22 protein-coding genes and 1 pseudogene are annotated in these 24,414 nt (G+C 71.6%); 12 read left to right on the top strand and 11 right to left on the bottom strand.

Annotated features, from left to right (window positions below; genetic code table 11):
* Position 1: 1 nt before the first annotated feature.
* Positions 2 to 898, top strand: coding sequence for an RNA polymerase sigma-70 factor (locus ACLGIH_RS23350; protein WP_416527219.1), 897 nt, complete (start codon positions 2 to 4; stop codon positions 896 to 898).
* Between the two features lie 33 nt (positions 899 to 931).
* On the opposite strand, the gene ACLGIH_RS23345 is transcribed toward ACLGIH_RS23350, so the two are convergent.
* Together ACLGIH_RS23345 and ACLGIH_RS23340 are read right to left on the bottom strand one after the other, a co-directional pair.
* Positions 932 to 5,278 carry a cation-translocating P-type ATPase gene (locus ACLGIH_RS23345; protein ID WP_416527218.1) on the bottom strand — a complete coding sequence of 1,449 codons (4,347 nt, stop codon included), beginning with the start codon at positions 5,276 to 5,278 and terminating at the stop codon, positions 932 to 934.
* Positions 5,279 to 5,287: 9 nt separating this feature from the next.
* Positions 5,288 to 5,983 carry a hypothetical protein gene (locus ACLGIH_RS23340; protein WP_416527217.1) on the bottom strand — a complete coding sequence of 232 codons (696 nt, stop codon included), beginning with the start codon at positions 5,981 to 5,983 and terminating at the stop codon, positions 5,288 to 5,290.
* A 322-nt stretch (positions 5,984 to 6,305) separates the two neighbouring features.
* Here ACLGIH_RS23340 and ACLGIH_RS23335 point away from each other — a divergent pair, with 322 nt between their 5' ends.
* Positions 6,306 to 7,397: a phage baseplate protein gene (locus ACLGIH_RS23335; RefSeq protein ID WP_416527216.1), complete on the top strand. Its 1,092-nt coding sequence runs from the start codon at positions 6,306 to 6,308 to the stop codon at positions 7,395 to 7,397.
* Positions 7,398 to 7,479: 82 nt separating this feature from the next.
* Here ACLGIH_RS23335 and ACLGIH_RS23330 read toward each other — a convergent pair whose 3' ends face one another.
* Both ACLGIH_RS23330 and ACLGIH_RS23325 read right to left on the bottom strand, forming a co-directional pair.
* Positions 7,480 to 8,097, bottom strand: coding sequence for a LysE family translocator (locus ACLGIH_RS23330; RefSeq protein ID WP_416527215.1), 618 nt, complete (start codon positions 8,095 to 8,097; stop codon positions 7,480 to 7,482).
* 81 nt (positions 8,098 to 8,178) lie between these two features.
* Entirely contained in the window at positions 8,179 to 9,561 is a 1,383-nt protein-coding gene (locus tag ACLGIH_RS23325; protein ID WP_416527214.1) for a glycine--tRNA ligase, read from the bottom strand.
* 159 nt (positions 9,562 to 9,720) lie between these two features.
* Here ACLGIH_RS23325 and ACLGIH_RS23320 point away from each other — a divergent pair, with 159 nt between their 5' ends.
* The 4 genes from ACLGIH_RS23320 to ACLGIH_RS23305 are packed head-to-tail and all read left to right on the top strand — an operon-like array spanning position 9,721 to position 12,923.
* Positions 9,721 to 10,743 carry a metal ABC transporter substrate-binding protein gene (locus ACLGIH_RS23320; protein WP_416527213.1) on the top strand — a complete coding sequence of 341 codons (1,023 nt, stop codon included), beginning with the start codon at positions 9,721 to 9,723 and terminating at the stop codon, positions 10,741 to 10,743.
* Between the two features lie 20 nt (positions 10,744 to 10,763).
* The gene (locus tag ACLGIH_RS23315) at positions 10,764 to 11,531 is read left to right on the top strand and encodes a metal ABC transporter ATP-binding protein (protein ID WP_416527212.1); all 768 of its coding nucleotides are present in this window, start codon (positions 10,764 to 10,766) and stop codon (positions 11,529 to 11,531) included.
* A gap of 13 nt (positions 11,532 to 11,544) precedes the next feature.
* On the top strand, positions 11,545 to 12,447 hold the full coding sequence (locus ACLGIH_RS23310; protein ID WP_416527211.1) for a metal ABC transporter permease: 903 nt from the start codon (positions 11,545 to 11,547) through the stop codon (positions 12,445 to 12,447).
* Positions 12,448 to 12,506: 59 nt separating this feature from the next.
* Positions 12,507 to 12,923 (top strand): Fur family transcriptional regulator, encoded by a 417-nt coding sequence (locus ACLGIH_RS23305; RefSeq protein WP_416527210.1) that lies wholly within the window; start codon positions 12,507 to 12,509, stop codon positions 12,921 to 12,923.
* A gap of 37 nt (positions 12,924 to 12,960) precedes the next feature.
* Here ACLGIH_RS23305 and ACLGIH_RS23300 read toward each other — a convergent pair whose 3' ends face one another.
* The 5 genes from ACLGIH_RS23300 to ACLGIH_RS23280 are packed head-to-tail and all read right to left on the bottom strand — an operon-like array spanning position 12,961 to position 15,584.
* Positions 12,961 to 13,488, bottom strand: a complete 528-nt coding sequence (locus ACLGIH_RS23300) for a YcxB family protein (protein WP_416527209.1) — start codon at positions 13,486 to 13,488, stop codon at positions 12,961 to 12,963.
* A gap of 35 nt (positions 13,489 to 13,523) precedes the next feature.
* The gene (locus ACLGIH_RS23295) at positions 13,524 to 14,357 is read right to left on the bottom strand and encodes an isoprenyl transferase (protein WP_416527208.1); all 834 of its coding nucleotides are present in this window, start codon (positions 14,355 to 14,357) and stop codon (positions 13,524 to 13,526) included.
* A gap of 31 nt (positions 14,358 to 14,388) precedes the next feature.
* The gene (gene recO / locus ACLGIH_RS23290) at positions 14,389 to 15,138 is read right to left on the bottom strand and encodes a DNA repair protein RecO (protein WP_416527207.1); all 750 of its coding nucleotides are present in this window, start codon (positions 15,136 to 15,138) and stop codon (positions 14,389 to 14,391) included.
* A 21-nt stretch (positions 15,139 to 15,159) separates the two neighbouring features.
* Complete coding sequence (locus ACLGIH_RS23285) at positions 15,160 to 15,381, bottom strand: hypothetical protein (RefSeq protein WP_416527206.1); 222 nt, start codon at positions 15,379 to 15,381, stop codon at positions 15,160 to 15,162.
* On the bottom strand, positions 15,378 to 15,584 hold the full coding sequence (locus ACLGIH_RS23280; protein ID WP_416527205.1) for a hypothetical protein: 207 nt from the start codon (positions 15,582 to 15,584) through the stop codon (positions 15,378 to 15,380). Before ACLGIH_RS23280 ends, ACLGIH_RS23285 begins: the two co-directional genes overlap by 4 nt.
* A 115-nt stretch (positions 15,585 to 15,699) precedes the next feature.
* Here ACLGIH_RS23280 and ACLGIH_RS23275 point away from each other — a divergent pair.
* From ACLGIH_RS23275 to ACLGIH_RS23265, 3 genes and pseudogenes are all read left to right on the top strand, one after another.
* Positions 15,700 to 16,533: pseudogene (locus ACLGIH_RS23275) on the top strand (helix-turn-helix domain-containing protein).
* Positions 16,515 to 16,766 carry a DUF397 domain-containing protein gene (locus ACLGIH_RS23270; protein WP_416527204.1) on the top strand — a complete coding sequence of 84 codons (252 nt, stop codon included), beginning with the start codon at positions 16,515 to 16,517 and terminating at the stop codon, positions 16,764 to 16,766. The pseudogene ACLGIH_RS23275 and the gene ACLGIH_RS23270 overlap by 19 nt, the downstream one beginning before the upstream one ends.
* Before the next feature lie 60 nt (positions 16,767 to 16,826).
* Entirely contained in the window at positions 16,827 to 17,306 is a 480-nt protein-coding gene (locus tag ACLGIH_RS23265; protein WP_416527203.1) for a cupin domain-containing protein, read from the top strand.
* Between the two features lie 419 nt (positions 17,307 to 17,725).
* On the opposite strand, the gene ACLGIH_RS23260 is transcribed toward ACLGIH_RS23265, so the two are convergent.
* Together ACLGIH_RS23260 and leuA are read right to left on the bottom strand one after the other, a co-directional pair.
* Positions 17,726 to 18,421 carry a TerB family tellurite resistance protein gene (locus ACLGIH_RS23260; RefSeq protein WP_416527202.1) on the bottom strand — a complete coding sequence of 232 codons (696 nt, stop codon included), beginning with the start codon at positions 18,419 to 18,421 and terminating at the stop codon, positions 17,726 to 17,728.
* A gap of 184 nt (positions 18,422 to 18,605) precedes the next feature.
* Positions 18,606 to 20,327 (bottom strand): 2-isopropylmalate synthase, encoded by a 1,722-nt coding sequence (gene leuA, locus ACLGIH_RS23255; protein WP_416527201.1) that lies wholly within the window; start codon positions 20,325 to 20,327, stop codon positions 18,606 to 18,608.
* A gap of 338 nt (positions 20,328 to 20,665) precedes the next feature.
* Here leuA and ACLGIH_RS23250 point away from each other — a divergent pair, with 338 nt between their 5' ends.
* From ACLGIH_RS23250 to ACLGIH_RS23240, 3 genes are all read left to right on the top strand, one after another.
* A complete protein-coding gene (locus tag ACLGIH_RS23250) occupies positions 20,666 to 21,736 on the top strand; it encodes a M4 family metallopeptidase (RefSeq protein ID WP_416527200.1) in 1,071 nt (356 codons plus the stop codon).
* 21 nt (positions 21,737 to 21,757) lie between these two features.
* Positions 21,758 to 22,024 carry a protealysin inhibitor emfourin gene (locus ACLGIH_RS23245; protein WP_416527199.1) on the top strand — a complete coding sequence of 89 codons (267 nt, stop codon included), beginning with the start codon at positions 21,758 to 21,760 and terminating at the stop codon, positions 22,022 to 22,024.
* 212 nt (positions 22,025 to 22,236) lie between these two features.
* Positions 22,237 to 24,402, top strand: coding sequence for a PhoH family protein (locus tag ACLGIH_RS23240; RefSeq protein ID WP_416527198.1), 2,166 nt, complete (start codon positions 22,237 to 22,239; stop codon positions 24,400 to 24,402).
* Positions 24,403 to 24,414: the final 12 nt, after the last annotated feature.

The following is a 24,414-nucleotide window of genomic DNA, read 5'->3' as shown; positions in this document are numbered from 1 at the left end:
CATGAGCGACCACGCCACCGACCCGGCGACCGAGACCTTCGTCAGCCACCGCAACCTGCTCTTCACCGTCGCCTACGAGATGCTCGGGTCGGCGGTCGACGCCGAGGACGTCCTGCAGGAGACCTGGCTGCGCTGGGCCGACGTCGATCTGGACCAGGTGCGCGACCAGCGCGCCTACCTGGTGCGGATCACGACCCGGCAGGCCCTCAACCGGCTGCGCGCCATGAAGCGCCGCAAGGAGGCGTACGTCGGCCAGTGGCTGCCCGAGCCGCTGCTCACCGCGCCGGACGTGGCCGAGGACATCGAGCTGGCCGAGAGCGTGTCCATGGCGCTCATGCTCGTCCTGGAGACCCTGTCGCCGACCGAGCGCGCCGTCTTCGTGCTGCGCGAGGTCTTCGACATCGGCTACGACGAGATCGCCGACGCCGTCGGCAGGAGCCCGGCGGCCGTCCGCCAGATCGCGCACCGCGCCCGCCGGCACGTGGATGCCCGCCGCCCCCGCCAGGCGGTCTCCCCCAGCGAGACCCGGACGGCCCTGGAGTCGTTCCGGCGCGCGGTCGAGAGCGGGGACCCGCAGGGCCTGCTCGACGTGCTCGCCCCCGAGGTCGTCCTCATGGGCGACGGCGGCGGCGTCAAGCAGGCCGCGCTGCGGCCGGTCACCGGCGCCGACAAGGTGGCCCGCTTCATCATCGGCGGCACCGGCAAGGTCGAGGCCGCGCTCACCGCCGAACTCACCGTGGTCAACGGCAACCCGGCACTGCTCGTACGGGCGGACGGCGAACTCGACGGGGTCATGGCGATCCGGGTGGAGGACGCCCGCATCACCGGCCTCTACTACGTCCGCAACCCGGAGAAGCTGACCCGCGTCGAATCCGAGACCCCGCTCACCCTCCGGTGAGGGACGCCTGCGGAACGGCGCTGCGGGGCCGGGTCACCGGGCCGGCTCCGGCAGCCGTTCCGCCAGCTTCGGCCACCACTTCGTCACCGCCTCCTCCACGTGCGGCACGGCCCGCTGGCCGGCCAGCGCCAGGGCGATCGCCAGGGCGACGCCCGCCCAGGCCAGCGGGCCCAGCGGGGTGCAGCCGAAGAGGTTGCTGGCACCCGGTGTCTGGACCAGGGCGACCAGGGCCGCGGCCGATCCCAGGGAGGTGACCTGGACCAGGCGGCTGCCGCGGCGGTCGGCGAGGGTCTGGGCCAGCTGGGTGCCGACCACCGCGCACAGGGCCATCGTCGTGGAGCGGCGGGCCGTGCCCGGCGTGAACCGGCCGAACAGCCAGGCCACCGTCGCCCCCAGACACGTGGTCAGGGCCCGGTGCCGGATCTGCCGGATCAGCGGTTCGCCCAGGACCGCCGTGCCGAGCGGCGCGTCGGTGGCCTCCGTCTGGTCCTCCTCGGTCTCCTCGATCGAGGTGACCGCCACCGCCATCGCCGGGAACAGGTCGGTGAACAGGTTCACCAGCAGCATCTGCCGGGTGGACAGCGGCGCCGATCCGCCGAGGACGGTGCCGAGGATGCCGAAGCCGACCTCGCCCGCGTTGCCGCCGATGAGGATGGCGATGGCGTCGGCGACGCTGTGCCACAGCGCCCGGCCCTCGCGCACCGCCTCGGTCAGGACCAGCAGGTCGTCCCCGGTGACGACGAGGTCGGCGGCGTTGCGCGCGGCGGCCGAGCCGCGGGCGTTGATGCCGACGCCGATGTCGGCGGCGCGGATGGCGGCGGCGTCGTTGGCGCCGTCGCCCACCATGCCGACGACCCGCCCCGCGTCCCGCAGCGACTCCACGACCTGGAGCTTCTGCTCGGGCGCGACCCGGGCCACCACGTCGGCGTCGCGCAGCATCCGCGAGCGTTCCGTCCGGTCGGCGGCGGCGAGTTCGTCACCGGTGACCACGACCGCGTCCTCGGGCCAGCCCAGGTCGGCGGCGATGGCGCGGGCGGTCTGCGGGTGGTCGCCGGTCAGCACCACCGGCCGTACGCCCGCCTCGCGCAGCCCGCGCACCAGCGCGGGCGAGGTCTCGCGCGCCACGTCGGCCAGCGCCAGCAGTCCGGTGAACTCCAGCTTGGCGGGCGGCTGTTCCAGTGCCTGGGCCGGGTCCTCGTCGTCCGTCAGCGGCCGCTGCGCCACGGCGATGATGCGCAGCCCGGCACGGGCCAGGTCGTGCGCCGCCTCCGAGGCGTCGTCCGGCAGCCCGGCGCAGGCGGGCAGCACCGTCTCCGGGGCGCCCTTGACCACCAGGACGGGCGTGCCGTCCGCGTCCCGGCCGACCGCGGCGGCGTAGCCGCGGGACGTCTCGAAGGGCAGGCCCTCCTCCTGCGTCCAGTCGGGGTCGTCCCCGGCGGCGGCCAGCACGGCCTCGTCGGTGGCGTGCGTGGGCCGGGCGCCGCCGTCGCCGTTCAGCCGGGGGCAGGCGCGGGCGGCGATCCGTACCGCCTCCGCGGCCTCCGGCTCGCCGAGCTTGTGCACCGTGCCGTCGGCGGCGGACACCTTCACCAGCCGGAGCTTGTTCTCGGTCAGCGTGCCGGTCTTGTCGAAGCAGATGGTGTCCATCCGGCCCAGCGCCTCCAGCGTGCGCGGGGTACGCACCAGCACGCCCCGGCGGCCGAGCCGGCGGGCCGCGGCCAGCTGGGCCACCGTCGCCACCAGCGGCAGCCCCTCGGGCACGGCGGCCACCGCCACCGACACGCCGCCGCTGACCGCCTGCCGGATCGGGGTGCCGCGCAGCAGCGACAGGCCGGTCACCGCGGCGCCGCCCGCCAGCGTCAGCGGCAGCGCCTTGCGGGTCAGCTCCTGGAGCCGGGCCTGCACACCGGCGGCGGCCGGGGTGCGGGCGGCGAGCGAGACGGCCCGGGCGGCCTCGGTGTGCTCGCCGATGTCGACGACGACGGCCTGGGCGCGTCCGGCGACCACGGTGGTGCCCTCGTAGACCATGCAGTACCGCTCGGCCACCGGGGCCTGCGGCGCCGGGTCGACGCACTTGTCCACCGGCAGGGACTCACCGGTCAGCGCGGACTCGTCGACCTCCAGCCCGTCCTCCCACAGCAGCCGGGCGTCGGCGGGCACCACGTCGTCCGCCTTGAGGTCGATGATGTGGCCGGGGTGCAGCTTGGCGGCGTCGACGACGCGGGCCTCGGCCGACGCGTCGTGCGTCTCCTCGTCGGCGACCCGCGCCTTCTGCTTCTGCTGCGCCAGCAGTCCGGCCAGCGCGCGCTCGGCCCGCAGCCGCTGGAAACCGCCGACCAGCGCGTTGAGGTCGAGGGCGCCGACGACGAGCAGCGCGTCCATGACGGACCCGAGGATCGCCTCGGCCGCCGAGCCGACCGCCAGCACCGGCGTGAGCGGGTCGTCCAGCTCGCCGCGCACCGCCTGGCCGAGCTGCCATGTCCACTTCACGGGGGCGAGCGCGGGCACCCGGCCCGCCCGGTCGGCCGCCGCGCGCAGCCGCGCCGCCAGCTGTTCCGTCGTGGACGGCTCCGGCTCCTTCTCCCGCTCCAGCCGTTCCCGTACGCCCTGCGGGTCCAGCGCGTGCCAGGCCACCCGCGGCCGGGGGTGCGGGGCGCGGGCCATCGCCACGCCGAGCGCGGCGCGGGTGCCGGAGACCAGGGCCGCGGTGGCGGCCGCGTCGACCGGCGCGTGCCGCATGCCGAGCAGCGACGACGGGCCGCGGCTCCGGCCCTTGCTCTGCCGCGCCTCGCCGACGGCCACCAGCAGTCCGGACAGCGCGGCCCCGGAGCGGGCCAGCACCTGCGACCGGCGGCCGACCCCGCGGGCCGCCGGCACCGCCCGCAGCAGCCGCCACACGTCGACCAGGCCGTGCGGGGCGAGCACGTCCGCGCCCCAGGCCACCGGGGCGTCGGCGTCGGCGAGCGCCACCGCCACGTCGCCGCCGAGCAGCCCGTCGAGGAGCGCGCCGTCGTCGCCAGGCCGGGGCCGTACGACGGTGAGGACGCCGCCCTCGGCGCGCAGGTCGTCCACCACGTCCCGCAGCGGCCGCCCGGCGCTCACCACCTGGTCGGCGAGGCCGGTGAAGTCGGCCAGCGCCGGGTCGTGCACCATGACCACGCGCAGCCCGGCGCGCCGCGCCGCGTCCAGCACGTCCTCGGTCCACGGGTCGGCGCCCTCGTCGGGCAGCCGCAGCGCGCTGGGGTGCAGGACGACGGTGCCGGCCAACTCCAGTTGCCGCAGCCGCTCGGGGTCGCGCACCAGCACGCCCGTGCGGGAGAGCGCCGCGCTCAGTGCGGCGTGGAAGACGGCGGGCCCGTACCGGGCGGCCTTGGGCGAGCCGGCCAGCACCGCCTCGGCCGCCTCGTTCAGGTCGTGCTTGACCAGCAGGGTGGCCGCCGCGCCCGCCACACTGCCGGTCGAGGCGTGGGCGGCGTACTCCTGGGCCGGGGAGGACCGCAGCGGCGGGCGCAGCGACGGGTCGGCGGGCAGGCTGTCGCGGCCCGGCGCACACAGCCGGTCGTGGACCACCTCGAAGGCGGCCGACCGGGCCACCGCCTCGCCCAGCTGGCTGACGCGCAGCACCCCGTCGAGCACCAGCGAGGTCGGGGACTGGCCGACGCCGTGCACGGCCGCGTTGGCGGCGGCCATCGCCACGTCCATCCGGGTGGGGCCGAGCCGCTCGCGCAGCCAGGCCCGGAACGTGGGGTTCTCGCGCAGCAGCGTCGCCACGGCGGTGACCAGCCGGGGGGAGGCGGGCAGCCGCAGCGCGGAGCCGGTCAGCCCGGCGGCGATGCCCAGGACGTCGGCGCCGAGCGCGGTCGCGGCGACCCGGACGGAGGTGGGGTCACCGGGGTGGGCCAACTCCTCCACCAGGTCGTCCGCGCGCCTGAGCCCGTGCTGTTCGGCGAGTTCGTTCGCCCGGTCCACGACCCGGTCGGTGACCGCTTCCTCGGTGGCGGCCACCACCAGCCGGGCCAGTCCGTCGTCCCAGTAGGCGAAGGCGACGTCCGGGTGCTCGGCCAGCGCCTTCGCGACCCGCCGCGCCACGCGCCCGAAGCCGCCCGCCCGGCGCACCTTGTCCGTCGCGGCCAGCCGCAGCGCGAGGTGGGCACGGGCCCCGGCCCGCCAGTCCCGGCTGCCGCCCGGCAGGGCGGCACGGGCGACTCTGGCCGCCCGCGCCGCGAAGTCCGCACTGCGTACACCGGCCCGTGCCGTGCCCGCCACCGCGCCTGCCGCGGCACCGACCGCGGGCGCGGTCCCGCGGGCGAGCAGCCGGGGCCCGGCCAGCACGAGGCCGGCCACCGCGCCCGAGGAACGTGTCAGGAGTCCCGCGCCCATTGCTGTGTCTCAGCCCGCCTTCCTGCTGCGCGATCCGGATGCCGTCGTCTTCCGGGCCGTCCCGCTCCGGGTGCCGGAGGAGCTCTTGGGCTTGGCCTTGGAGGAGGCCTTGGTGCCGGAGGAGCTCTTGGGCCCGGTCGTGCTCTTGGCCCGGGACGCGCTCTTGGTCGTGCTCTTGGCCGCACTCTTGCCTGCGGCCGCACTCTTGCCCGAGGACGTGCTCTTGTCCGAGGACGTGCTCTTGTCCGAGGACGTGCTCTTCCTCGCGGACGTGCTCTTGCCCGAGGAGGTGCTCTTGGAGCGTGCGGCGGTGCTCTTGCCGGTACCCCCGGACCCGGAAGTGCTCTTCTTCGCCGTCGTGCCCTTGGCGCCGTCCTTCGAGTCCGCCGTCGTGCCCGCCCCGTTCGCGTCCCCCGCCGCGCGCACGGTCCGGGCCTCCGCCGTCTCCTTGGGGCGCGGCTGCGTCAGCCACGCCACGGCCGAAGCGGTGAGCGCCACGGGCCACTCCACCAGCCCCGCGATGCCCAGTGCTCCGGCTCCCGTGTACACCGCGAACCGCCGTCCCCGCGGTGACACGGCGCCGATCCTGTCCAGCGCTCCCCCGGCCGCCCTGCCGACCATCCCGGCACCCGGCACGTGCTGCAGCGCCGACACGGCGGCGTTCAGCGGCTGCGGAAGCGTCCGCGCCGTCTCCTGCTCAGCCATGACTGTCCTCCACGACGTTCTCACCGATTGAGAACATCACCTTCCGTCATGGCCCGGGTTCCCGCACTTCGGGCGGTCATCCCGGCGATCTGCTCCGTCGTTGCGATGCGATCGCGCGCGGTTTCTCCAGCCGCTCCCGGGCGGCGTCGGCGGCCGGCACGTACATGACCGTCCCGCGCCCGCACATGCGGCTGCCCGTTGTGGATTCCGGGTGTTTCAATGACCGGCCACTTACCGTCCGGCCCCGGCGCAAGGAAGGTCATTCCTCCTCACGCATGGGCGTATGACGGTGATACTGATCCTTTTCCGGGGGTTCACTCACATGCTTGGGCGGAGACGCATTCTGAAGCTCGCGGGCATCGCGACCACCGCTGCCGCGGTCGAGGTGATCGCCGGTGCGGCGCGGAGTTCCGCCCGCCCCGCCGACACCTCGACGGCCGCCACAGCGGGCGCGGTCCCCGCCACGAAGCGGTTCGACCTCTCCGCGCCGTCGGAGAGACTGCTGCGCGAGATCCGCCTCAACGAGACCCGCGTCCTGCAGTCGCTGGCCTTCGACAACGCACGCGGGCACGTCTTCTTCGTGCAGCTCGTCGACGGCGGTCGGCGGCTCCCCGGGGAATCCCGCACCTACACCGGCGCCGAGCGCAGCGCCAACGGCGACCTGTGCGTGACCCGGACGGATCTGTCCGGGAACATCCTGGGCGCCATGTATCTCAGGGGATTCGGGCACGGCGTGCAGATCGGCGTGGAATCCACCGGGTCCGGGAGTTTTCTGTGGACGGAGACCGCGGCCGTCCAGTCGCGGAGTTCGGACGGCACCGTGACGGGCTGGGGCAGCCGCCTCGCCCGGTTCGAATTCGCCGACGGAACCGTCCTCACCCCCGAGTCCCCGGCCCTCACGCAGTTCGCGCTGGAGCAGGGCGTCGACCGCACCACCGTGGCACTCGACCCGGTGCACCGGCGGCTCGCCGTCCGCTGCCGGGTGGGCGGCGCCTTCCGGTACCGCTTGTACGACCTGGCCGCGTTCAAGGCGGGCGGCCGGGCCGCCCTGGCCGACGTGCCCCAGCCCGCCGACCTCCAGCCCGGTCACCCCGACACGTTCCAGGGCTTCGCCGCCTTCGGCACCTACCTGTACCTCCTGGCCGGCACCCAGTACGGCAAGGACGGGTCGGTCAGCCCGTACGGCAACACCTTCATCACCTGCGTCGACTGGAACACCGGCACCGTGGTGGAGCAGAAGCTGACCAGGGCCGGGTACAGCCTGCCGTACCGCGAGCCGGAGGGCATGGCCATCCAGGTCCCGGACCCCGCCGACCCGCTGGCCGTCCGCCTCTGCTCGGGGTTCGCCTCGGTCACGTCCGACACGGATTCCCGCAAGCGCGCCAGCGTCTACTACAAGCAGACGCTCATCTGATCCCGGGCCGCCCCGCTCAGGCCGCCCGCGGCCCCCGCACCGCCAGGTCCGCCAGGTCCGCCAGGCCCACCGCGGGACGCGCTCACCGCGCCGTGAACGCCAGCTTCGCCCCCAGCGCCACGAAGGACCCGGCGAAGCTCCGCCGCAGCCACGCCATCACCCGCGGCCGGGAGATGACGTGGCTGCGCACCGAGGCGGCCAGGACGCCGTACCCGGCGAACACCAGGAACGTCACCGCCATGAACACACCGCTCAGCACCAGCATGCGCGGCAGGGCGTGCGCCTCCCCGGGATGCACGAACTGCGGCAGGAAGGCGAAGAAGAACAGGGTCAGCTTCGGGTTGAGGATGTTGATCAGCACCCCGCGTGCGATCACCCGCACCGCCGGGACGTGCGCGGCGCCCCGGTCGCCGTCCACCGTGATCGCCTCCTTGTCCCGCAGCGTGGCCCACGCCATGTACAGCAGGTAGGCCACGCCGGCGTACTTGAGGACCTGGAAGGCCGTGGCGCTCGCGTGCAGCAGTGCGGCGACACCGGTGACGGTGGCCAGCATGTGCGGAACGATCCCGAGCGCGCATCCGAAGGCGGCGACGACACTCGCCCGGCGCCCGCGCGAGAGGGCGGCGGCGAGGGTGTAGACGACCCCGGTACCGGGGGTGGCGACGACCACGAGGGTGGTCAGCAGGAACGCGATGCTCATGGGCACCACCCTGGCGACGCAGAGGCCCCCGATACAGGACCACTCGGGGTCCCGCATCGGGGGCCAATCCAGAAGAACGCGTCAGCAGCCGATCAGCCGCGAGGCCAGGTACCCCTCGATCTGGTCCAGCGACACCCGCTCCTGCTTCATCGAGTCCCGCTCACGCACCGTCACCGCGTTGTCGTCCAGCGTGTCGAAGTCGACGGTGACGCAGTACGGCGTACCGATCTCGTCCTGGCGGCGGTAGCGGCGCCCGATCGCACCGGCGTCGTCGAACTCGATGTTCCAGTTCTGCCGCAGGGCCTGCGCGAGCCCCTTGGCCTTCGGCGACAGCTCGGGGTTCCGGGACAGCGGCAGCACCGCGACCTTCACCGGGGCGAGGCGGTGGTCCAGGCGCAGCACGGTCCGCTTCTCCATCTTGCCCTTGGCGTTCGGCGCCTCGTCCTCGACGTAGGCGTCGAGCAGGAAGGCGAGCATCGCCCGGCCGACACCGGCCGCCGGCTCGATGACGTACGGCGTCCAGCGCTCGCCGGCCTCCTGGTCGAAGTAGGAGAGGTCCTGGCCGGAGGCCTTGGCGTGCGAGGAGAGGTCGTAGTCGGTCCGGTTGGCGACACCCTCCAGCTCGCCCCACTCGCTGCCGCCGAACTGGAAGCGGTACTCGATGTCGGCGGTGCGCTTGGAGTAGTGGGAGAGCTTCTCGGCCGGGTGCTCGTACCAGCGCATGTTCTCCTCACGCAGGCCCAGGCCGGTGTACCAGTTCCAGCGCTGCTCCATCCAGTACTCGTGCCACTTCTCGTCCTCGCCCGGCTTGACGAAGAACTCCATCTCCATCTGCTCGAACTCGCGGGTGCGGAAGATGAAGTTGCCCGGCGTGATCTCGTTGCGGAACGACTTGCCCATCTGGGCGATGCCGAACGGCGGCTTGCGGCGCGAAGTGGTCTGCACCTGGGCGAAGTTGGTGAAGATGCCCTGCGCGGTCTCGGGCCGCAGGTAGGCGACGGAGCCGCTGTCCTGGGTCGGGCCGAGGTGGGTGGAGAGCAGACCGGAGAACTGCTTGGGCTCGGTGAACTGGCCCTTGTTGCCGCAGTTCGGGCAGTTGATGTCCGCGAGGCCGTTCTCCGGGGCGCGGCCCTTCTTCTCCTCGTACGCCTCCTCCAGGTGGTCCGCGCGGAACCGCTTGTGGCAGGAGGTGCACTCGGTGAGCGGGTCCGTGAAGGTGGCGACGTGACCGGAGGCCACCCAGACCTCGGAGGCCAGGATCACGGACGAGTCGATACCGACGACGTCCTCGCGCGACGTCACCATGTAGCGCCACCACTGGCGCTTGAGGTTCTCCTTGAGCTCGACACCCAGCGGACCGTAGTCCCAGGCGGCACGCTGGCCGCCGTAGATCTCACTGCAGGGGAATACGAAGCCACGGCGCTTGCTCAGGCTGACGATGGTGTCGATCTTGTCGGCGGCCACGGTGCTCTCTTCATTACGACGACGGGCGACGAAGCGAGATGCTTCCAGCGAATGCTTCAGGTTACCGGCGCGGACTCCCCCTCAATCAAATCGGGGGCCCCCGGGGCCGGATCGGACGTTTGTTGACAACGGTTTCCAGATTCGTTGAAAATGACTGTCATGAACGTACGACGACGCCACATATCCGGCATAGCGGTCGCGGCGGCCGCCGCGCTCGGTCTCACCACCCTTTCCGCCTGCGGCGGCGGCAGCGCGGCCACGGGCGACGCCGGTAACTCCGGCAACCCCGGCAACACGGAGAAGTTCGACGTCGTCGCGTCCTTCTACCCCATGGCCTTCCTCGCCGAGCAGATCGGCGGCGAGCACGTCAACGTCACCAGCCTCACCGAACCCGGCCAGGAGCCGCACGACCTGGAGATCAGCGCCAAGCAGACCGCGCAGCTCCAGGAGTCCGACGCGGCGCTCTACGTCAAGGGCCTCCAGCCCACCGTCGACGAGGCCATCGCCCAGTCCGGGATCAAGACGAAGATCGACGCCACCACGCTGACCTCCCTGGAGGAGCACGGCACCGAGGTCGGCGGCCATGGCCACGAGGACGAGCACGGGCACGAGGACGAGCACGCGGCCGAGGAGGAGCACGGCCACGAGCACGGCGAAGGCGGCAAGGACCCCCACATCTGGCTGGACCCGGTCAAGTACGCCGAGGTCGCCGAGGGCGTCGGCAAGGCCTTCGAGAAGGCCGACCCCGACCACGCCGCCGACTACAAGAAGAACACCCAGGCCCTGGTCGGCAAGCTCGACGCCCTGAACACCAGGTTCGCAAACGGGCTGAAGAACACCGACACCAAGGTCTTCATCACCACGCACGCCGCCTTCGGCTACCTCGCCGAGCGCTACGGCCTGACCGAGGAGGCCATCAGCGGCCTCGACCCGGAGTCCGAGCCGAGCGCCGCCCGCGTCAAGGACCTGCAGACCGTGGCCAAGGAGGACAGCGTGACCACCGTCTTCTACGAGACGCTGGTCAGTGACAAGACCGCGAAGACCCTCGCCAAGGACGCCGGCCTGAAGACGGACGTCCTCGACCCGGTCGAGGGCATCACCGACAAGTCCCGCGGCGACGACTACATCCAGGTCATGGAGGCCAACCTCGCGGCCCTGCAGAAGGCCCTGGGCGCCAAGTGACCGGCCCTTCGGAGGACGGCATGACCGAGCCGGTCATATCCCTGCGCGACGTCCGCGCCGAGCTGGGCTCGCGCCCGGTGCTGCGCGGCATCGACCTCACCGTGCGCCGCGGCGAGGTCGTCGCGCTGCTCGGCGCGAACGGCTCCGGCAAGTCCACCGCCGTGCGCAGCGTCATCGGCCAGATTCCGGTCAGCGCCGGGCGGATCGAGCTGTTCGGCACCGACCGGCGCCGGTTCCGCGACTGGGCGCGCGTCGGCTACGTGCCGCAGCGCACCACGGCCGCGGGCGGTGTGCCCGCGACGGTCACCGAGATCGTCTCCTCCGGCCGGCTCGCTCGGGCCCGTTTCGGCATGCTCCGCAAGGCCGACCGCGAGGCCGTGCGCAGGGCCCTGGACCTGGTCGGCATGGCGGACCGGGCCAAGGACTCGGTCGACGCCCTCTCCGGCGGCCAGCACCAGCGGGTCCTGATCGCCCGCGCGCTCGCCCCCGAACCCGAGCTGCTGATCATGGACGAGCCGATGGCCGGCGTCGACCTGGCCAGCCAGGAGGTCCTCGCCGAGACCCTGCGCGGCCAGGTCGCGGCGGGCGCCACCGTCCTGCTGGTCCTGCACGAACTGGGCCCGCTGGAGCCGCTGATCGACCGGGCCGTCGTCCTGCGCGACGGCTGCGTCGTGCACGACGGCCCGCCTCCGAAGGCGGTCGGCCAGCACGCCCTGCCCGGCCACGACCACGTCCACCCGCACGCACCCGCGGGCGCCGAACCGGTCCGCACGGGCCTGCTGAGCTGAACCGAGTGATCCGATGGAACTCCTGAACTACGCCTTCATGCAGCGGGCCCTGCTGGCGGCCGTCCTGGTCGGCATCACCGCCCCCGCCGTCGGCATCTACCTGGTGCAGCGCCGCCAGGCACTGATGGGCGACGGCATCGGCCACGTCGCGATGACCGGTGTCGGCCTCGGCTTCCTGTTCTCCTGGTCCCCGGTGTGGATGGCGACGCTGGTCTCCGTCCTCGGCGCGGTCCTCATGGAGCTGATCCGCTGGTACGGCCGCACCCGCGGCGACATCGCCCTCGCCATGCTCTTCTACGGCGGCATGGCCGGCGGCGTGATGTTCATCAACCTCGCCCCCGGCGGCTCCACCTCGAACCTCAACTCGTACCTCTTCGGCTCGCTGTCGACGGTCTCGGAATCGGACGTCACCGCGATCTGCGTCCTGGCCGCTTTCGTGGTCCTGGTCACAGTCGGCCTGCGCCGTCAGCTGTTCGCGGTCAGCCAGGACGAGGAGTTCGCGCGGGTGACGGGCCTGCCGGTGCGCGCCCTGAACCTGCTGACGGCGATCACGGCGGCGGTGACGGTGACCGTCGCGATGCGCGTGGTCGGCCTGCTGCTGGTCTCGGCGCTGATGGTGGTCCCGGTGGCCGCCGCGCAGCAGCTCAGCCGCAGCTTCGCGGTCACCTTCGCGATCGCCGTCGCGATCGGCGTGAGCGTGACCATCGGCGGCACGGTCACCTCCTACTACCAGGACGTTCCGCCCGGCGCGACCATCGTGCTGCTCACCATCGCCGCGTTCATCGTGCTGACCGCGCTGGCGGCACCGCTGGCCCGGCGACGCGCGCGGGCGGCCGCTGCGGTGCGGCCCGCTCCGGACCCGGCGGAGTGTGCGATTCCGGCCAGCCGGGGTTCCGGCGACGAGGTCGGCGTCTGACCGCTGCCGAACCGGGCTGGCACAATGGCCCGGCAGGAGCAGACGTGAGGAGGCAACCGGTGACCACCGCTGGACCGCCCGTGAAGGGCCGGGCCACCAGGCAGCGCGCCGCCGTGGCGGCGGCCCTGCAAGAGGTCGAGGAGTTCCGCAGCGCGCAGGAGCTCCACGACATGCTCAAGCACAAGGGGGACTCGGTCGGCCTCACCACCGTGTACCGCACCCTGCAGTCCCTCGCCGACGCCGGCGAGGTCGACGTGCTGCGCACCGCCGACGGCGAGTCCGTCTACCGCCGCTGTTCCACCGGCGACCATCACCACCACCTGGTCTGCCGCTCCTGCGGCAAGGCGGTCGAGGTCGAGGGCCCGGCGGTGGAGAGGTGGGCGGAGGCCGTCGCCGCGGAGCACGGTTACGTCAACGTGCAGCACACGGTGGAGATCTTCGGCACCTGCGCGGAGTGCGCGACGGCCGGCAACTAGCCCGCCCGCCCGTGGGACGGCGCCCCGCGAGCCGAGCTCAGACCCGGGGCAGATGCGCGGCCAGCAGGTCGCGCAGCCGGGTCAGATCGCTCTCCGCGCCCAGGCCGCGCTTCGGCAGCACCGCGATGACCAGGATGCTCGGGTCCCGGCTGAGCAGGACCAGGTGGTCGCGGGTCTCCCGGTGGCCGCGGAAGACGGACCACCGCTGGGTGAGCACGGTGTGCTCGGTCTCCACGGTGACCCCGCCGGTGGTGACCGTGGCGCGGTAATCGCCCTGCCAGGAGACGGTGCGCAGCACATGGTTCGCCTGGAAGCGCGGCGTGCACCAGATCACGACGCCGCACACGGTGTACAGCACCAGCGAGAGCCACGCCGCGCCCTTGACCGCGCCCACCACCACGGCCACGGCGAACAGGGCCACCAGCGCCCCGCGCAGCACCGCCAGCCTCCGCACCCGGTCGCGGGTGCGGATGCCGGTGAGGATGTCGGCGCGGGTCGGCCGGAAGACCAGCTCCACCACGTCGGCGTCCGTGTGCTCGATGATGTCCCGCCCCTGGTGATCCATGGGCGGAACCCTAGCGGCCCGCCCCGGCCCCGGCCCTACGGCTGCCTGCCCTCCATGGCCAGCAGCTCCTCGTTCGGGATGGCCCCGCCGAACCGCCGGTCGCGGGAGGCGAACTCGACGCACGCGCGCCACAGGTCGCGCCGGTCGAAGTCCGGCCACAGGACGTCCTGGAAGACCATCTCGGCGTACGCGCTCTGCCAGAGCAGGTAGTTCGAGGTCCGCTGCTCACCGCTGGGCCGCAGGAACAGGTCCACGTCCGGCATGTCGGCGTAGTACAGGTACTTGGCGAAGGTCTTCTCGTTCACCTTCGAGGGGTCGAGCCGCCCGGCCCGCACATCCTCGGCCAGCGCCTGCGCGGCGTCGGCGATCTCGGCCCGGCCGCCGTAGTTCATGCAGAAGTACAGCGTCAGCCGGTCGTTCCCCTTGGTCTGCTCCTGGGCGACCTGGAGCTCCTTGGCGACGGACTTCCACAGCCTCGGCATCCGGCCCACCCAGCGCACCCGGATGCCCAGCTCGTCGAGCTGGTCGCGGGTCTTGCGGATGAAGTCCCGGTTGAAGTTCATCAGGAAGCGCACCTCGTCCGGCGAGCGCTTCCAGTTCTCGGTGGAGAAGGCGTACAGCGAGATGTTCCCCACGCCCATCTCGATGGCTCCCTGGAGCACGTCCAGCACCCGCTCGGCGCCGACCTTGTGCCCCTCGGTGCGCGGCAGGCCGCGGTCCTTGGCCCAGCGTCCGTTGCCGTCCATGACGATCGCCACGTGGTTCGGGACCAGCTCACCGGGGAGCTTCGGTGGCCGCGCGCCGGACGGGTGCGGCTCCGGCGTCCTGTACTCCCGGCGCTGGCGCCCCAGGATCCCGCGTACGGCCATGTGTCTCTCGTCTCCTCGTGCTGTCGCTTCTCTAGGTCTTCTCGACGTATCGCAGGGAGCGCAGCCCGCGCTCCAGGTGCCAGTGCAGGTACGCGGACACCAGCCCGCTGCCCTCCCGGACGTACCGCGGCTCGCAGGCGTCCGCCGTCTCCCAGTCTCCCGCGAGCAGCGCGCCGAGCAGTTCCAGCGTCTGCGGCGAGGGTACGACGCTGCCGGGCACCCGGCAGTCGACGCAGACGGAACCGCCCGAGGCGACCGAGAAGAACCGGTTGGGACCGGGCATCCCGCACCTGGCGCAGGCGCCGAAGGTGGGCGCGTACCCGTTCACGGCGAGGGAGCGCAGCAGGAACGCGTCGAGGACCAGCCCCGGGGCGTGCTCGCCCCGGGCGAGGGTGCGCAGGGCGCCGACGAGCAGCAGGTACTGCTGCACCGCCGGCTCCCCCTCGTGATCGGTGAACCGCTCCGCGGTCTCCAGCATCGCCGTCCCGGCGGTGTACCGGGCGTAGTCCGTCACGATCCCGCCGCCGTACGGAGCGATGGTCTCGCTCTGCGTGCACAGCGGCAGCCCGCGCCCGACCAGCTCACTGCCCTTGGCGAAGAACTGCACGTCGACGTGGGAGAACGGCTCCAGCCGCGCCCCGAACTTCGACTTCGTCCGCCGCACGCCCCGCGCCACGGCGCGTACCCGGCCGTGACCGCGGGTGAGCAGCGTGATGATCCGGTCCGCCTCGCCCAGCTTCTGGGTGCGCAGCACGATGCCGTCGTCGCGGAACAGACTCATGCGGTCCATTGTCGCCTACGTTCAAGGCACCTCACCGCGACTGCGGGCATTGGCGTAGGCGGTGGCCGCGCGGAGCCGCTCGGCGGGGGTGGCGACACGGACGGCACCCGGCTCGGCGTCCCACTCCCTCCCGCCGCCGTACGGCCGCAGCTGCACGTACGGCCCCTCGTGCCCCATGACGACGCCGAGACGTCCGGTGCGGGTGTCGACGGCGTACGTGCCGACGGGCGGATGGCTCCTCATCGCAGCACCGCCGCGAGGCGCTGCGCGGTCTCGACGGAACAGCGCCCCAATTCGATGAGCGGGCAGGGCGCCTCCCGCGCAAGACTCACCGGGTCCAGCCCGAGTGACGGCAGGATAATTCCGGCCTTGGCGAGCGCCGCCCGCAATTCCTTCACTGTTTCCTCCGCTTCTTCGACGCAGAACGCCGAGTGTCGTGCCTCCACCGCGCTTCCCTTTCTTTTCGGGTTTCACTCTTCTTACCTCGACGATGCCCTTCTTTGCTTACACTCGGCAGGGGTCCGCGCACGGCAAGTGGAGGCCGCAGAAAGAGGGTTGGCCATGGCCAGTGGTTCGCGGCAGGCGGTGTGGGAGTTCTTCGGCGCTGAGCTGAAGCGGAGGCGGGAGGACGCGGGGATCACGCAGGTGGAGCTGGGGTCGCGGGTGTTCGTTTCCGGGGGCTACATCGGGCAGTTCGAACAGGCCATTCGGGAACCGCAGTTGGATGTGGCACAGCGGATTGACGAGGCGCTGCAAACCGACGGTATTTTCGAGCGGCTTTGACGGAAACTCATCAAGGAACAGCGCTATGCGGAGTACTTCGCGCACGCGGCGGAACTGGAGCGGCTGGCGACGAGTATCTGCGAGTGGGCGCCTGCCGTGGTTCCGGGGCTTCTCCAGACACCTGAGTACGCCCGTGCGATCTACTTGTCGAGCAACCCACTCTCCCCGGACGAGCACATCGAGGAGTTAGTCCGGCTCCGTGTCGAGCGAGCGCAGATTCTTCAGGACGCTACACGGCCGGTGTATTGGGTACTGCTGCATGAGACCGCACTGCGCGTGCCAGTTGGTTCTTCCGGAGTGATGGCCCGGCAGTTGGACCACATCGCGGCGATGGCCGGCGCCCGTAAGGTCCTGGTACAGGTGTTGCCCTTCTCCGCAGGAGCGCATCCGCAGATGGGCAAGTTGATGAGGCTCATGGAGTTCGAGGATGCGCCGCCAACCGTCTATACAGAGGGCGTGCTGTCGGGCAACCTGCTGGACGATCCGGCAGTAGTGAAGCGTGTGCACGCGGATTACGATCTTCTCAGGGCCGCGTCTCTGTCATTGGAGGCGTCCTTGTCCATGATCGTGACGGCGGCGGAGGGCTACAGACGATGCGCGGGTACGACCTGACCAACGCCTGTTGGCGCAAGAGCAGCTACAGCGGTGGCAGTGGTGGCGAAGAATGTCTCGAGGTCGCCGACGGAGTCCCCGGCCTCGTTCCCGTCCGGGACAGCAAGGTGGCCGGCGGGCCGGTGGTCGTCGTGGGGGCGGCGGCCTGGACGGCGTTCATAGGAACCGTCGGGGAGTGGGAGGCGGGGCCTACGCCGCCCGCCCTAGTCCGTTCCCGGTCCGTCGGACGATGACGAAGGCGCCCCCTGCCTGCGAGAGTTACGGGCCGTGACGACCAACGGAGAGGGCCACCCATGTCGTATCCGGAGCCACGTTACCTCGGTGAGAAGGGCGAGATCAACGCCGTGTTCAGGGCGGCCGACAGCCCGCCCGACATCGTCTCCCCGAACGGGACGACCACCCACTACCTCGCCAGTCACGCCTCCACGGGAGGTGAGTTCGGGCTGTACAAGGTCGACATGGGGCCCAAGGCGCCCGGCGCGAAGACCCACTTCCACCGGAGCATCTCCGAGTCGTTCTACGTCCTGTCCGGCGAGGTCCGGCTCTACGACGGTGAACGCTGGATCACCGGACGCCAGGGCGACTTCCTGTACGTGCCGGTCGGCGGGCTGCACGCCTTCAAGAACGACAGCGACGAGCCCCTGTCCATGCTGATGCTGTTCTCCCCAGGTGCCCCGCGCGAGGAGTACTTCGAGCGCGTCGCCGAGTTCGCGCGGCGCGGCGGCGAGGAATTGCGGGAGTTCCAGGTCCGGCACGACAGCTTCTTCCTGTGACCGGCTGCCCCCGGGCGAACGCCGCGCGATAGGCGGTGGGTGTCGTCCCCAGGGAGCGCCGGAAGTGCAGCCGGAGGAGTCCGGTGGTCTCCAGCAGCTCCCGGGCCCGGTCGAGGCGGGCGGAGAGCAGCCACCGCAGGGGCGTCGCGCCGGTCTCGGCGACGAGCCTCCGGGCGAAGGTGCGCGGCGCCATGTGGGCGTGCGCGGCGAGCCGCGTGACCGTCAGTGGTTCGTGCAGGCGGGCCAGTGCCCACGCCCGGGTGGGCGCGAGGGTGGTGCCGTCCGAGTCGGGGCCAGCGGGCGCTTGATGTGCCGGGACGAGCGGGTACCGCCGCGGGTGATCCGCCGGTGCCGTGCTCCCGCGGAAGCGGAAGCGGAAGCGGAAGCGGGAGCGGGAGCGGGCGTGAGCGGCGGAGGTGTCAGGACGGCGTACGTGCCGCCGCCAGCAGGCGGGTGACGTCGTCGGAGCTGATGGCCAGGGCCGCCCCGACGGTCGCCAGGGTGTCCCGCTCGGCGGGGGTGTAGGGGCCGTCGGCGAGGGCGATACGGGCGCCCTTGAGCAGGATCGATTCGCGGCCGGCGGCGGCGAGGTGCGGGGCCAGCGGGTCCAGCGCCTCGTGCAGCTCTATGGCCAGGCCGGGCACGCAGGGCTCGCCGTGGAACCGCCCGGTGTCCGCGGCGAGCGCCTCGACGAGGGTGTCGAGCTGTTCCTCGGTGCAGTCGGCGAAGCCGGCCGCGCGCACCGCCGAGACGGCCGTCTCCAGGGCCGTGCGGGAGGCCGTGCCGCCGGCGGCGAGGACCGCGAGGGCGACGGTGTGGACGGCGTCGCGGAGCATCGCCGAGAAGCGGGTGGTGGTCGGGTGGTCGAGGACGTCCGTGCCGAAGTGGCGGCGGCAGGCGGCGCACTCGATCGCCGGGCCGGTCTCGCCGCGCGGCAGCACGGGCAGACCGAGCAGCGTGAAGCGGCGGCGGCCGGCCAGGCGCTGGTAGTTGCGGTCGCCCCCGCACCCGGGGCAGAAGAACTCGCCGTCGCCGACCGGCGTCCACGCGGTGCGCGTGCCCGCGATGCGTGGCAGCAGGGCAGCTCGGCCGTTTCGTCCCCGTCCAGGCAGCACGTCGCACCTCCGTAACCGCGCGGCAGCATCGCCGCGCTGGCGTGATGTTAGCCACATCGTCGACGTGGAGTCAGTACCTCGTACGAGACCTTTCCGTGACCTGCACGGGTATCTGGCCGGTATCCGACGGGGCCCCGCCCGCCGGTTTGCGGCGAGCGGGGCCCGAAACCACCGATTCGACTGGTCAGCGCGTCGCGCGGTTGACGGCGGAGACGACCGCCTTCAGCGAGGCGCGCGTGGTGTTCGCGTCGATTCCGATCCCCCACAGAACCTTGTCGCCGATGGCGCACTCGATGTAGGAGGCGGCCTGCGCGGAGGCGCCCTCGCTCATCGTGTGCTCCTGGTAGTCCAGCAGCCGGGCGTCGATGCCGATGCCCTGCAGCGCGTGGAAGAAGGCCGAGATCGGTCCGTTGCCGGTGCCGACCAGCGTGGTCTCCACGCCGTCGACCTCGGCCTCCACCGTCAGGGTGTCCACGCCGTCCCGGTCGGTCGTCGACTGGCCGTTCCTGACCTGGATCCGGCCCCAGGGGTTCTCCGGGTTGGGCAGGTACTCGTCCCGGAAGACGGCCCAGATGTCCTTCGGCGCGATCTCGCCGCCCTCGGCATCCGTCTTGGCCTGAATGATCTTCGAGAACTCGATCTGCATCCGGCGCGGCAGTTCCAGCTTGTGGTCGTTCTTCAGGACGTAGGCGACACCGCCCTTGCCGGACTGCGAGTTGACGCGGATGACCGCCTCGTAGGAGCGGCCGACGTCCTTGGGGTCGATCGGCAGGTACGGGACCGCCCACTCGATGTCGTCGACGGTGACGCCCTTGGCCCTGGCGTCGGCCTCCATGGCGTCGAAGCCCTTCTTGATGGCGTCCTGGTGGGAGCCGGAGAAGGACGTGTAGACCAGGTCGCCCACGTACGGGTGGCGCGGGTGGACCTGCATCTGGTTGCAGTACTCCCACGTACGGCGGATCTCGTCGATGTCGGAGAAGTCGATCTGCGGGTCGACGCCCTGGGAGAACAGGTTCATGCCCAGGGTGACCAGGTCGACGTTGCCGGTGCGCTCGCCCTGCCCGAACAGGCAGCCCTCGACGCGGTCGGCGCCGGCCATCACGGCCAGCTCGGCCGCCGCCACCGCCGTACCGCGGTCGTTGTGCGGGTGGACGGACAGGCAGACGTACTCGCGGCGGGAGAGGTTGCGGCCCATCCACTCGAAGCGGTCGGCGTGGGTGGAGGGCGTGGAGCGCTCGACGGTGGCGGGCAGGTTGAGGATGATCTCGCGGCCGGGGCCGGGCTGATAGGTGTCCATCACCGCCTCGCAGACCTCCAGGGCGAAGTCCAGCTCGGTGTCGGTGAAGATCTCGGGGCTGTACTGGTAGCCGAACTCCGTCTCGGGGCCCAGCAGCTTCTCCGCGTACTCCATGACCAGCCGGGTGCCGTCCACGGCGATCTGCTTGATGTCGTCCCGGGAGCCGCGGAAGACGACCCGGCGGAAGACCGGGGCGGTGGCGTTGTACAGGTGGACGGTGGCGCGCCTGGCGCCCTTCAGGGACTCCACCGTGCGCTCGATCAGGTCCTCGCGGGCCTGGGTCAGCACGGAGATCGTCACGTCGTCCGGGATGGCGCCGGGTTCCTCGATGATGGAGCGTACGAAGTCGTAGTCGGTCTGGCCCGAGGCCGGGAAGCCGATCTCGATCTCCTTGTAGCCCATCTTGACCAGCAGGTCGAACATCGCGCGCTTGCGGGCGGGCGACATCGGGTCGATCAGGGCCTGGTTGCCGTCGCGCAGGTCGGTGGAGAGCCAGCGGGGGGCCTTGGTGATCCGCTGGTTCGGCCAGGTGCGGTCGGGGATGTCGACCTGCTCGTAGCCGCGGTACTTGCTGATCGGCATGGAACTGGGCTGCTGGCGGTTCGCCATGGTGGCGTGGGCTCCTCTGGGTGTCCGCGGGTCACCGCGGGAATCCGGGTGGACGGCCGACGGCAGCGCCAAGCTCCGCGGGGAGGGAGTCGGCCTCGACTACAGGCCCTCGCCGCGGCAACTAAGGAGAAGCAGCCCGAAACGCATGATGCTCCGCAGCCTAACCGAGCCACGCCGGATGCGCGGGCCCGTATCAGTATGCGGGACCAGAGGGATAACCAGGGCAAAAAGTGCCGCATACCACTTCTCGCCCCCCGGAGACCTCCGCCGCCACGGCATTTCACCAATCATGGTTGCAGGTGGTGACAGCGGGGTCACCCAGTGCAAAGGTGCCGGACATGACCACCAACGGGGGCTTCCAGCCCGTCTTCTGCACGATCGTCCCGCCGCACGTCCTGGACCGGCTCGCCCAGGCCGAGGACCCGGTCCTGGCCGGTCCGGCGCGCCGGACCCTCCAGCGTGACGCCTTCGAGCGCACCCACCGCCGCCTGACCACGGTCATCGGCGCCCCCACCGCGGCCCCGCCCGCCGACGCCGGGCCCCCGCGGCCCCGCCGGACGATCCACGACGCCCGGCACGGCACCGACCTGCCCGGCAGGAAGGTGCGCGGCGAGGGCGACGAGCCCGGCCGGGACGCCACCGTCAACCGCGCCTACGCGGGCCTGGGCGCCACCTTCGAGCTGCTGCTGTCGGCGTACGGCCGCGACTCCATCGACGGCGGCGGACTGCCGCTGAACGCGACGGTGCACTACGACCGCGAGTACAACAACGCGTTCTGGAACGGCGAGCAGATGGTGTTCGGCGACGGGGACGGGGAGATCTTCCTCGACTTCACCATCCCGATCGACGTCATCGGCCACGAACTGGCCCACGGCGTCACCCAGTACACGGCCAACCTGACCTACTTCGGCCAGCCCGGCGCCCTGAACGAGTCCGTCTCGGACGTCTTCGGCGCCCTCATCAAGCAGTACACGCTCGGCCAGACCGCCGCCGAGGCCGACTGGCTGATCGGCGCCGGGCTGCTCGCGCCGCGGGTGACGGGCGTGGCCCTGCGCTCCATGAAGGAGCCGGGGTCGGCGTACGACGACGACGTGCTCGGCAAGGACCCGCAGCCGGCGACGATGGACGACTACGTCCGCACCGGCCGCGACAACGGCGGCGTCCACATCAACTCCGGCATCCCCAACCACGCCTTCTACCTGGCCGCCACGGCACTCGGCGGGCACGCCTGGGAGCGGGCCGGGCAGGTCTGGTACGACGTGCTCACCGGCGGCGAACTGCGGCAGGACGCGCTGTTCGCGGACTTCGCCACGCTGACCGTGAAGGCGGCCCGGGAGCGCTACGGCGACGCGGACGAGCTGGAGGCGGTGCGCAAGGGCTGGGAACAGGTCGGGGTGCGGCTGCTGTAGTTCCGTACTAGACACGGACCCATGCGGATTCAGGTGAGGCGCACAGGAGGCTTCGCGGGCATCGAGCGGCACGCGGAGGTGGACACCACGGGCCGCCCGGACGCGGGCGAGTGGCACGCCCTGGCCGAGCAGGCGGTCTCCGCCGGCCGGGGCACGCCGCCGGTCGGGGTGCCGGACGGGTTCAGCTACCAGATCACCGTGGACGGGAAGACGGTCTACGCCGCCGACCCCCGGCTCACGGAGGAGCAGCGGAAGCTGATCTCGCGGGTGCTGAAGGAGGGGGCGTGACCGGCGCCGCGTGAGCGGCGGTGCTGGTGGTGCGGACGTGGAGCGTGGGCTTGAGGCGGGGGCCGGTGGCACAGGTCCTGCCGCTGGGCCGGGAGTCCGGGGAAAAGCTCTCGGTGCTGTCGGCGCCAAGTCGTACGCTGGAACACGTCAGACCACGCCAGTCACGCGGCATACGCCGCAGAGGAGGACATGCAGGCCTCAAGCGCCGGCCCATGACTCAGACACCCTCAGCTCACAACCCCGCGCAGGGGCAGGCGAGAGCACAGATCACCGTCCCCGCCCAGCACCCCATGGTGACCGTACTGGGATCCGGCGACTCCCTCCTGCGCGTGATCGAGAAGGCCTTCCCGGCGGCCGACATCCACGTCCGGGGCAACGAGATCAGCGCGGTCGGCACCTCCCATGAGGTCGCCCTCATCCAGCGCGTGTTCGACGAGATGATGCTGGTGCTCCGCACCGGACAGCCGATGACGGAGGACGCAGTGGAACGCTCGATCGCCATGCTGAAGGCGAGCGAGAACGGCGAGAGCGACGGCCAGGAGACCCCGGCCCAGGTGCTCACCCAGAACATCCTGTCCTCGCGCGGCCGCACGATCCGCCCCAAGACGCTCAACCAGAAGCGCTACGTCGACGCGATCGACCAGCACACGGTCGTCTTCGGCATCGGCCCGGCGGGCACCGGCAAGACCTACCTGGCGATGGCCAAGGCGGTGCAGGCCCTGCAGTCCAAGCAGGTCAACCGCATCATCCTGACCCGCCCGGCGGTCGAGGCCGGCGAGCGGCTGGGCTTCCTGCCCGGCACGCTCTACGAGAAGATCGACCCGTATCTGCGCCCGCTGTACGACGCGCTGCACGACATGATCGACCCGGACTCGATCCCCCGGCTGATGGCGGCGGGCACGATCGAGGTGGCACCGCTGGCGTACATGCGTGGCCGCGCGCAGCCGCTCTTCACGAACGTCCTCACCCCGGACGGCTGGCGCCCCATCGGTGACCTTGAGGTCGGTGACCTGGTCATCGGTTCGAACGGTGAGCCGACCCCCGTTCTGGGCGTCTACCCGCAGGGCGAGAAGGACGTCTACCGTGTCACGGCCCAGGACGGCGCCTGGACCCTGTGCTGCGGCGAGCATCTGTGGACGGTTCGTACGGCCTCGGACAAGCGCCGCAACAAGCCGTGGCGGGTCCTGGAGACCCAGGACATGATCGGCAACCTGCGTGCGGCACACGCACGCCGGTACGAGCTGCCGCTGCTCACGGCGCCAGTGGAGCTTCCCGAGCGGAAGGTCCCCGTGGACCCGTACGCTCTGGGGCTGCTGCTCGGTGACGGCTGTCTGACCGGCTCCACCGCGCCCTCCTTTTCCACGGAGGACTCCGAGCTGGTCAGCGCGCTGGAGGCTGCGCTGCCAGGCGTCGAGGCACGGCACCGGGGCGGGCCCGACCACGTCCTCGACCGGATCAAGGCGCCAGGTGACGTGGTCACCCTCGAGAACCCGGTCACGCGGGTACTGCGTGAGCCGGACCTGCTGCGCACCCGGTCGCACTCCACGTTCGTGCCCGACGACTACCTGAACAACTCCGCCGACGTCCGCCTGGCTGTGCTGCAGGGACTGCTCGACTCCGACGGAGGCCCTGTCACGCAGGCTGACCGTACCTGCCGCATCCAGTACACGACGACGTCGATTCTCCTCCGCGACGACGTCATCGCACTGGTCCGGTCACTCGGCGGCGTGGCTTACACACGGCGGCGCGCTGCCGAGGGCCGCACGCCGGGCCGGGCGAACGGTCGGGATGTCGCCCACTGCCGCGACGCCCACATCATCGACATCCGCCTCCCCGAAGGGGTCGAACCCTTCCGCCTGGCCCGTAAACGCGACAAGTACCACGCGGCCGGAGGCGGCGGACGCCCGATGCGGTTCATCGACAGCATCGAACCGGCGGGCAGGGAGGAGACCGTCTGCATCCAGGTGGCGGCCGAGGACTCGCTGTACGTCACACAGGACTACCTGCTGACGCACAACACCCTCAACGACGCCTTCATCATCCTGGACGAGGCGCAGAACACCAGCCCCGAGCAGATGAAGATGTTCCTCACCCGGCTCGGCTTCGACTCGAAGATCGTGATCACGGGTGACGTGACGCAGGTCGACCTGCCCGGCGGGCAGAAGTCGGGTCTGCGGCAGGTGCAGGAGATCCTGGAAGGGGTGGAGGACGTCCACTTCTCCCGGCTGTCGTCCCAGGACGTCGTACGGCACCGGCTGGTGGGCCGTATCGTCGACGCCTACGAGAAGTACGACAGCACGCACGGCACCGAGGACGGCGAACCCGGCCACAAGGCCCACGGCAAGCCGTCCGGCACCAGGCGTTCCAAGGGGAAGTAGACCAGCACGACC

It is taken from the genome of Streptomyces hamibioticus, from assembly GCF_047946815.1.
In the GTDB taxonomy this organism is placed as follows: domain Bacteria; phylum Actinomycetota; class Actinomycetes; order Streptomycetales; family Streptomycetaceae; genus Streptomyces.
Note: the sequence above shows the minus strand (reverse complement) of the source record. Positions and strands in the feature narration are given on the sequence as shown.

Coding starts and splice junctions, on each gene's coding strand:
- ACLGIH_RS23350 (WP_416527219.1), top strand. CDS start 2: ATGAGCGACCACGCCACCGACCCGGCGACCGAGACCTTCGTCAGCCAC.
- ACLGIH_RS23345 (WP_416527218.1), bottom strand. CDS start 5,278: ATGGGCGCGGGACTCCTGACACGTTCCTCGGGCGCGGTGGCCGGCCTC.
- ACLGIH_RS23340 (WP_416527217.1), bottom strand. CDS start 5,983: ATGGCTGAGCAGGAGACGGCGCGGACGCTTCCGCAGCCGCTGAACGCC.
- ACLGIH_RS23335 (WP_416527216.1), top strand. CDS start 6,306: ATGCTTGGGCGGAGACGCATTCTGAAGCTCGCGGGCATCGCGACCACC.
- ACLGIH_RS23330 (WP_416527215.1), bottom strand. CDS start 8,097: ATGAGCATCGCGTTCCTGCTGACCACCCTCGTGGTCGTCGCCACCCCC.
- ACLGIH_RS23320 (WP_416527213.1), top strand. CDS start 9,721: ATGAACGTACGACGACGCCACATATCCGGCATAGCGGTCGCGGCGGCC.
- ACLGIH_RS23315 (WP_416527212.1), top strand. CDS start 10,764: ATGACCGAGCCGGTCATATCCCTGCGCGACGTCCGCGCCGAGCTGGGC.
- ACLGIH_RS23310 (WP_416527211.1), top strand. CDS start 11,545: ATGGAACTCCTGAACTACGCCTTCATGCAGCGGGCCCTGCTGGCGGCC.
- ACLGIH_RS23300 (WP_416527209.1), bottom strand. CDS start 13,488: ATGGATCACCAGGGGCGGGACATCATCGAGCACACGGACGCCGACGTG.
- ACLGIH_RS23295 (WP_416527208.1), bottom strand. CDS start 14,357: ATGGCCGTACGCGGGATCCTGGGGCGCCAGCGCCGGGAGTACAGGACG.
- recO (WP_416527207.1), bottom strand. CDS start 15,138: ATGAGTCTGTTCCGCGACGACGGCATCGTGCTGCGCACCCAGAAGCTG.
- ACLGIH_RS23285 (WP_416527206.1), bottom strand. CDS start 15,381: ATGAGGAGCCATCCGCCCGTCGGCACGTACGCCGTCGACACCCGCACC.
- ACLGIH_RS23270 (WP_416527204.1), top strand. CDS start 16,515: ATGCGCGGGTACGACCTGACCAACGCCTGTTGGCGCAAGAGCAGCTAC.
- ACLGIH_RS23265 (WP_416527203.1), top strand. CDS start 16,827: ATGTCGTATCCGGAGCCACGTTACCTCGGTGAGAAGGGCGAGATCAAC.
- leuA (WP_416527201.1), bottom strand. CDS start 20,327: ATGGCGAACCGCCAGCAGCCCAGTTCCATGCCGATCAGCAAGTACCGC.
- ACLGIH_RS23250 (WP_416527200.1), top strand. CDS start 20,666: ATGACCACCAACGGGGGCTTCCAGCCCGTCTTCTGCACGATCGTCCCG.
- ACLGIH_RS23245 (WP_416527199.1), top strand. CDS start 21,758: ATGCGGATTCAGGTGAGGCGCACAGGAGGCTTCGCGGGCATCGAGCGG.
- ACLGIH_RS23240 (WP_416527198.1), top strand. CDS start 22,237: ATGACTCAGACACCCTCAGCTCACAACCCCGCGCAGGGGCAGGCGAGA.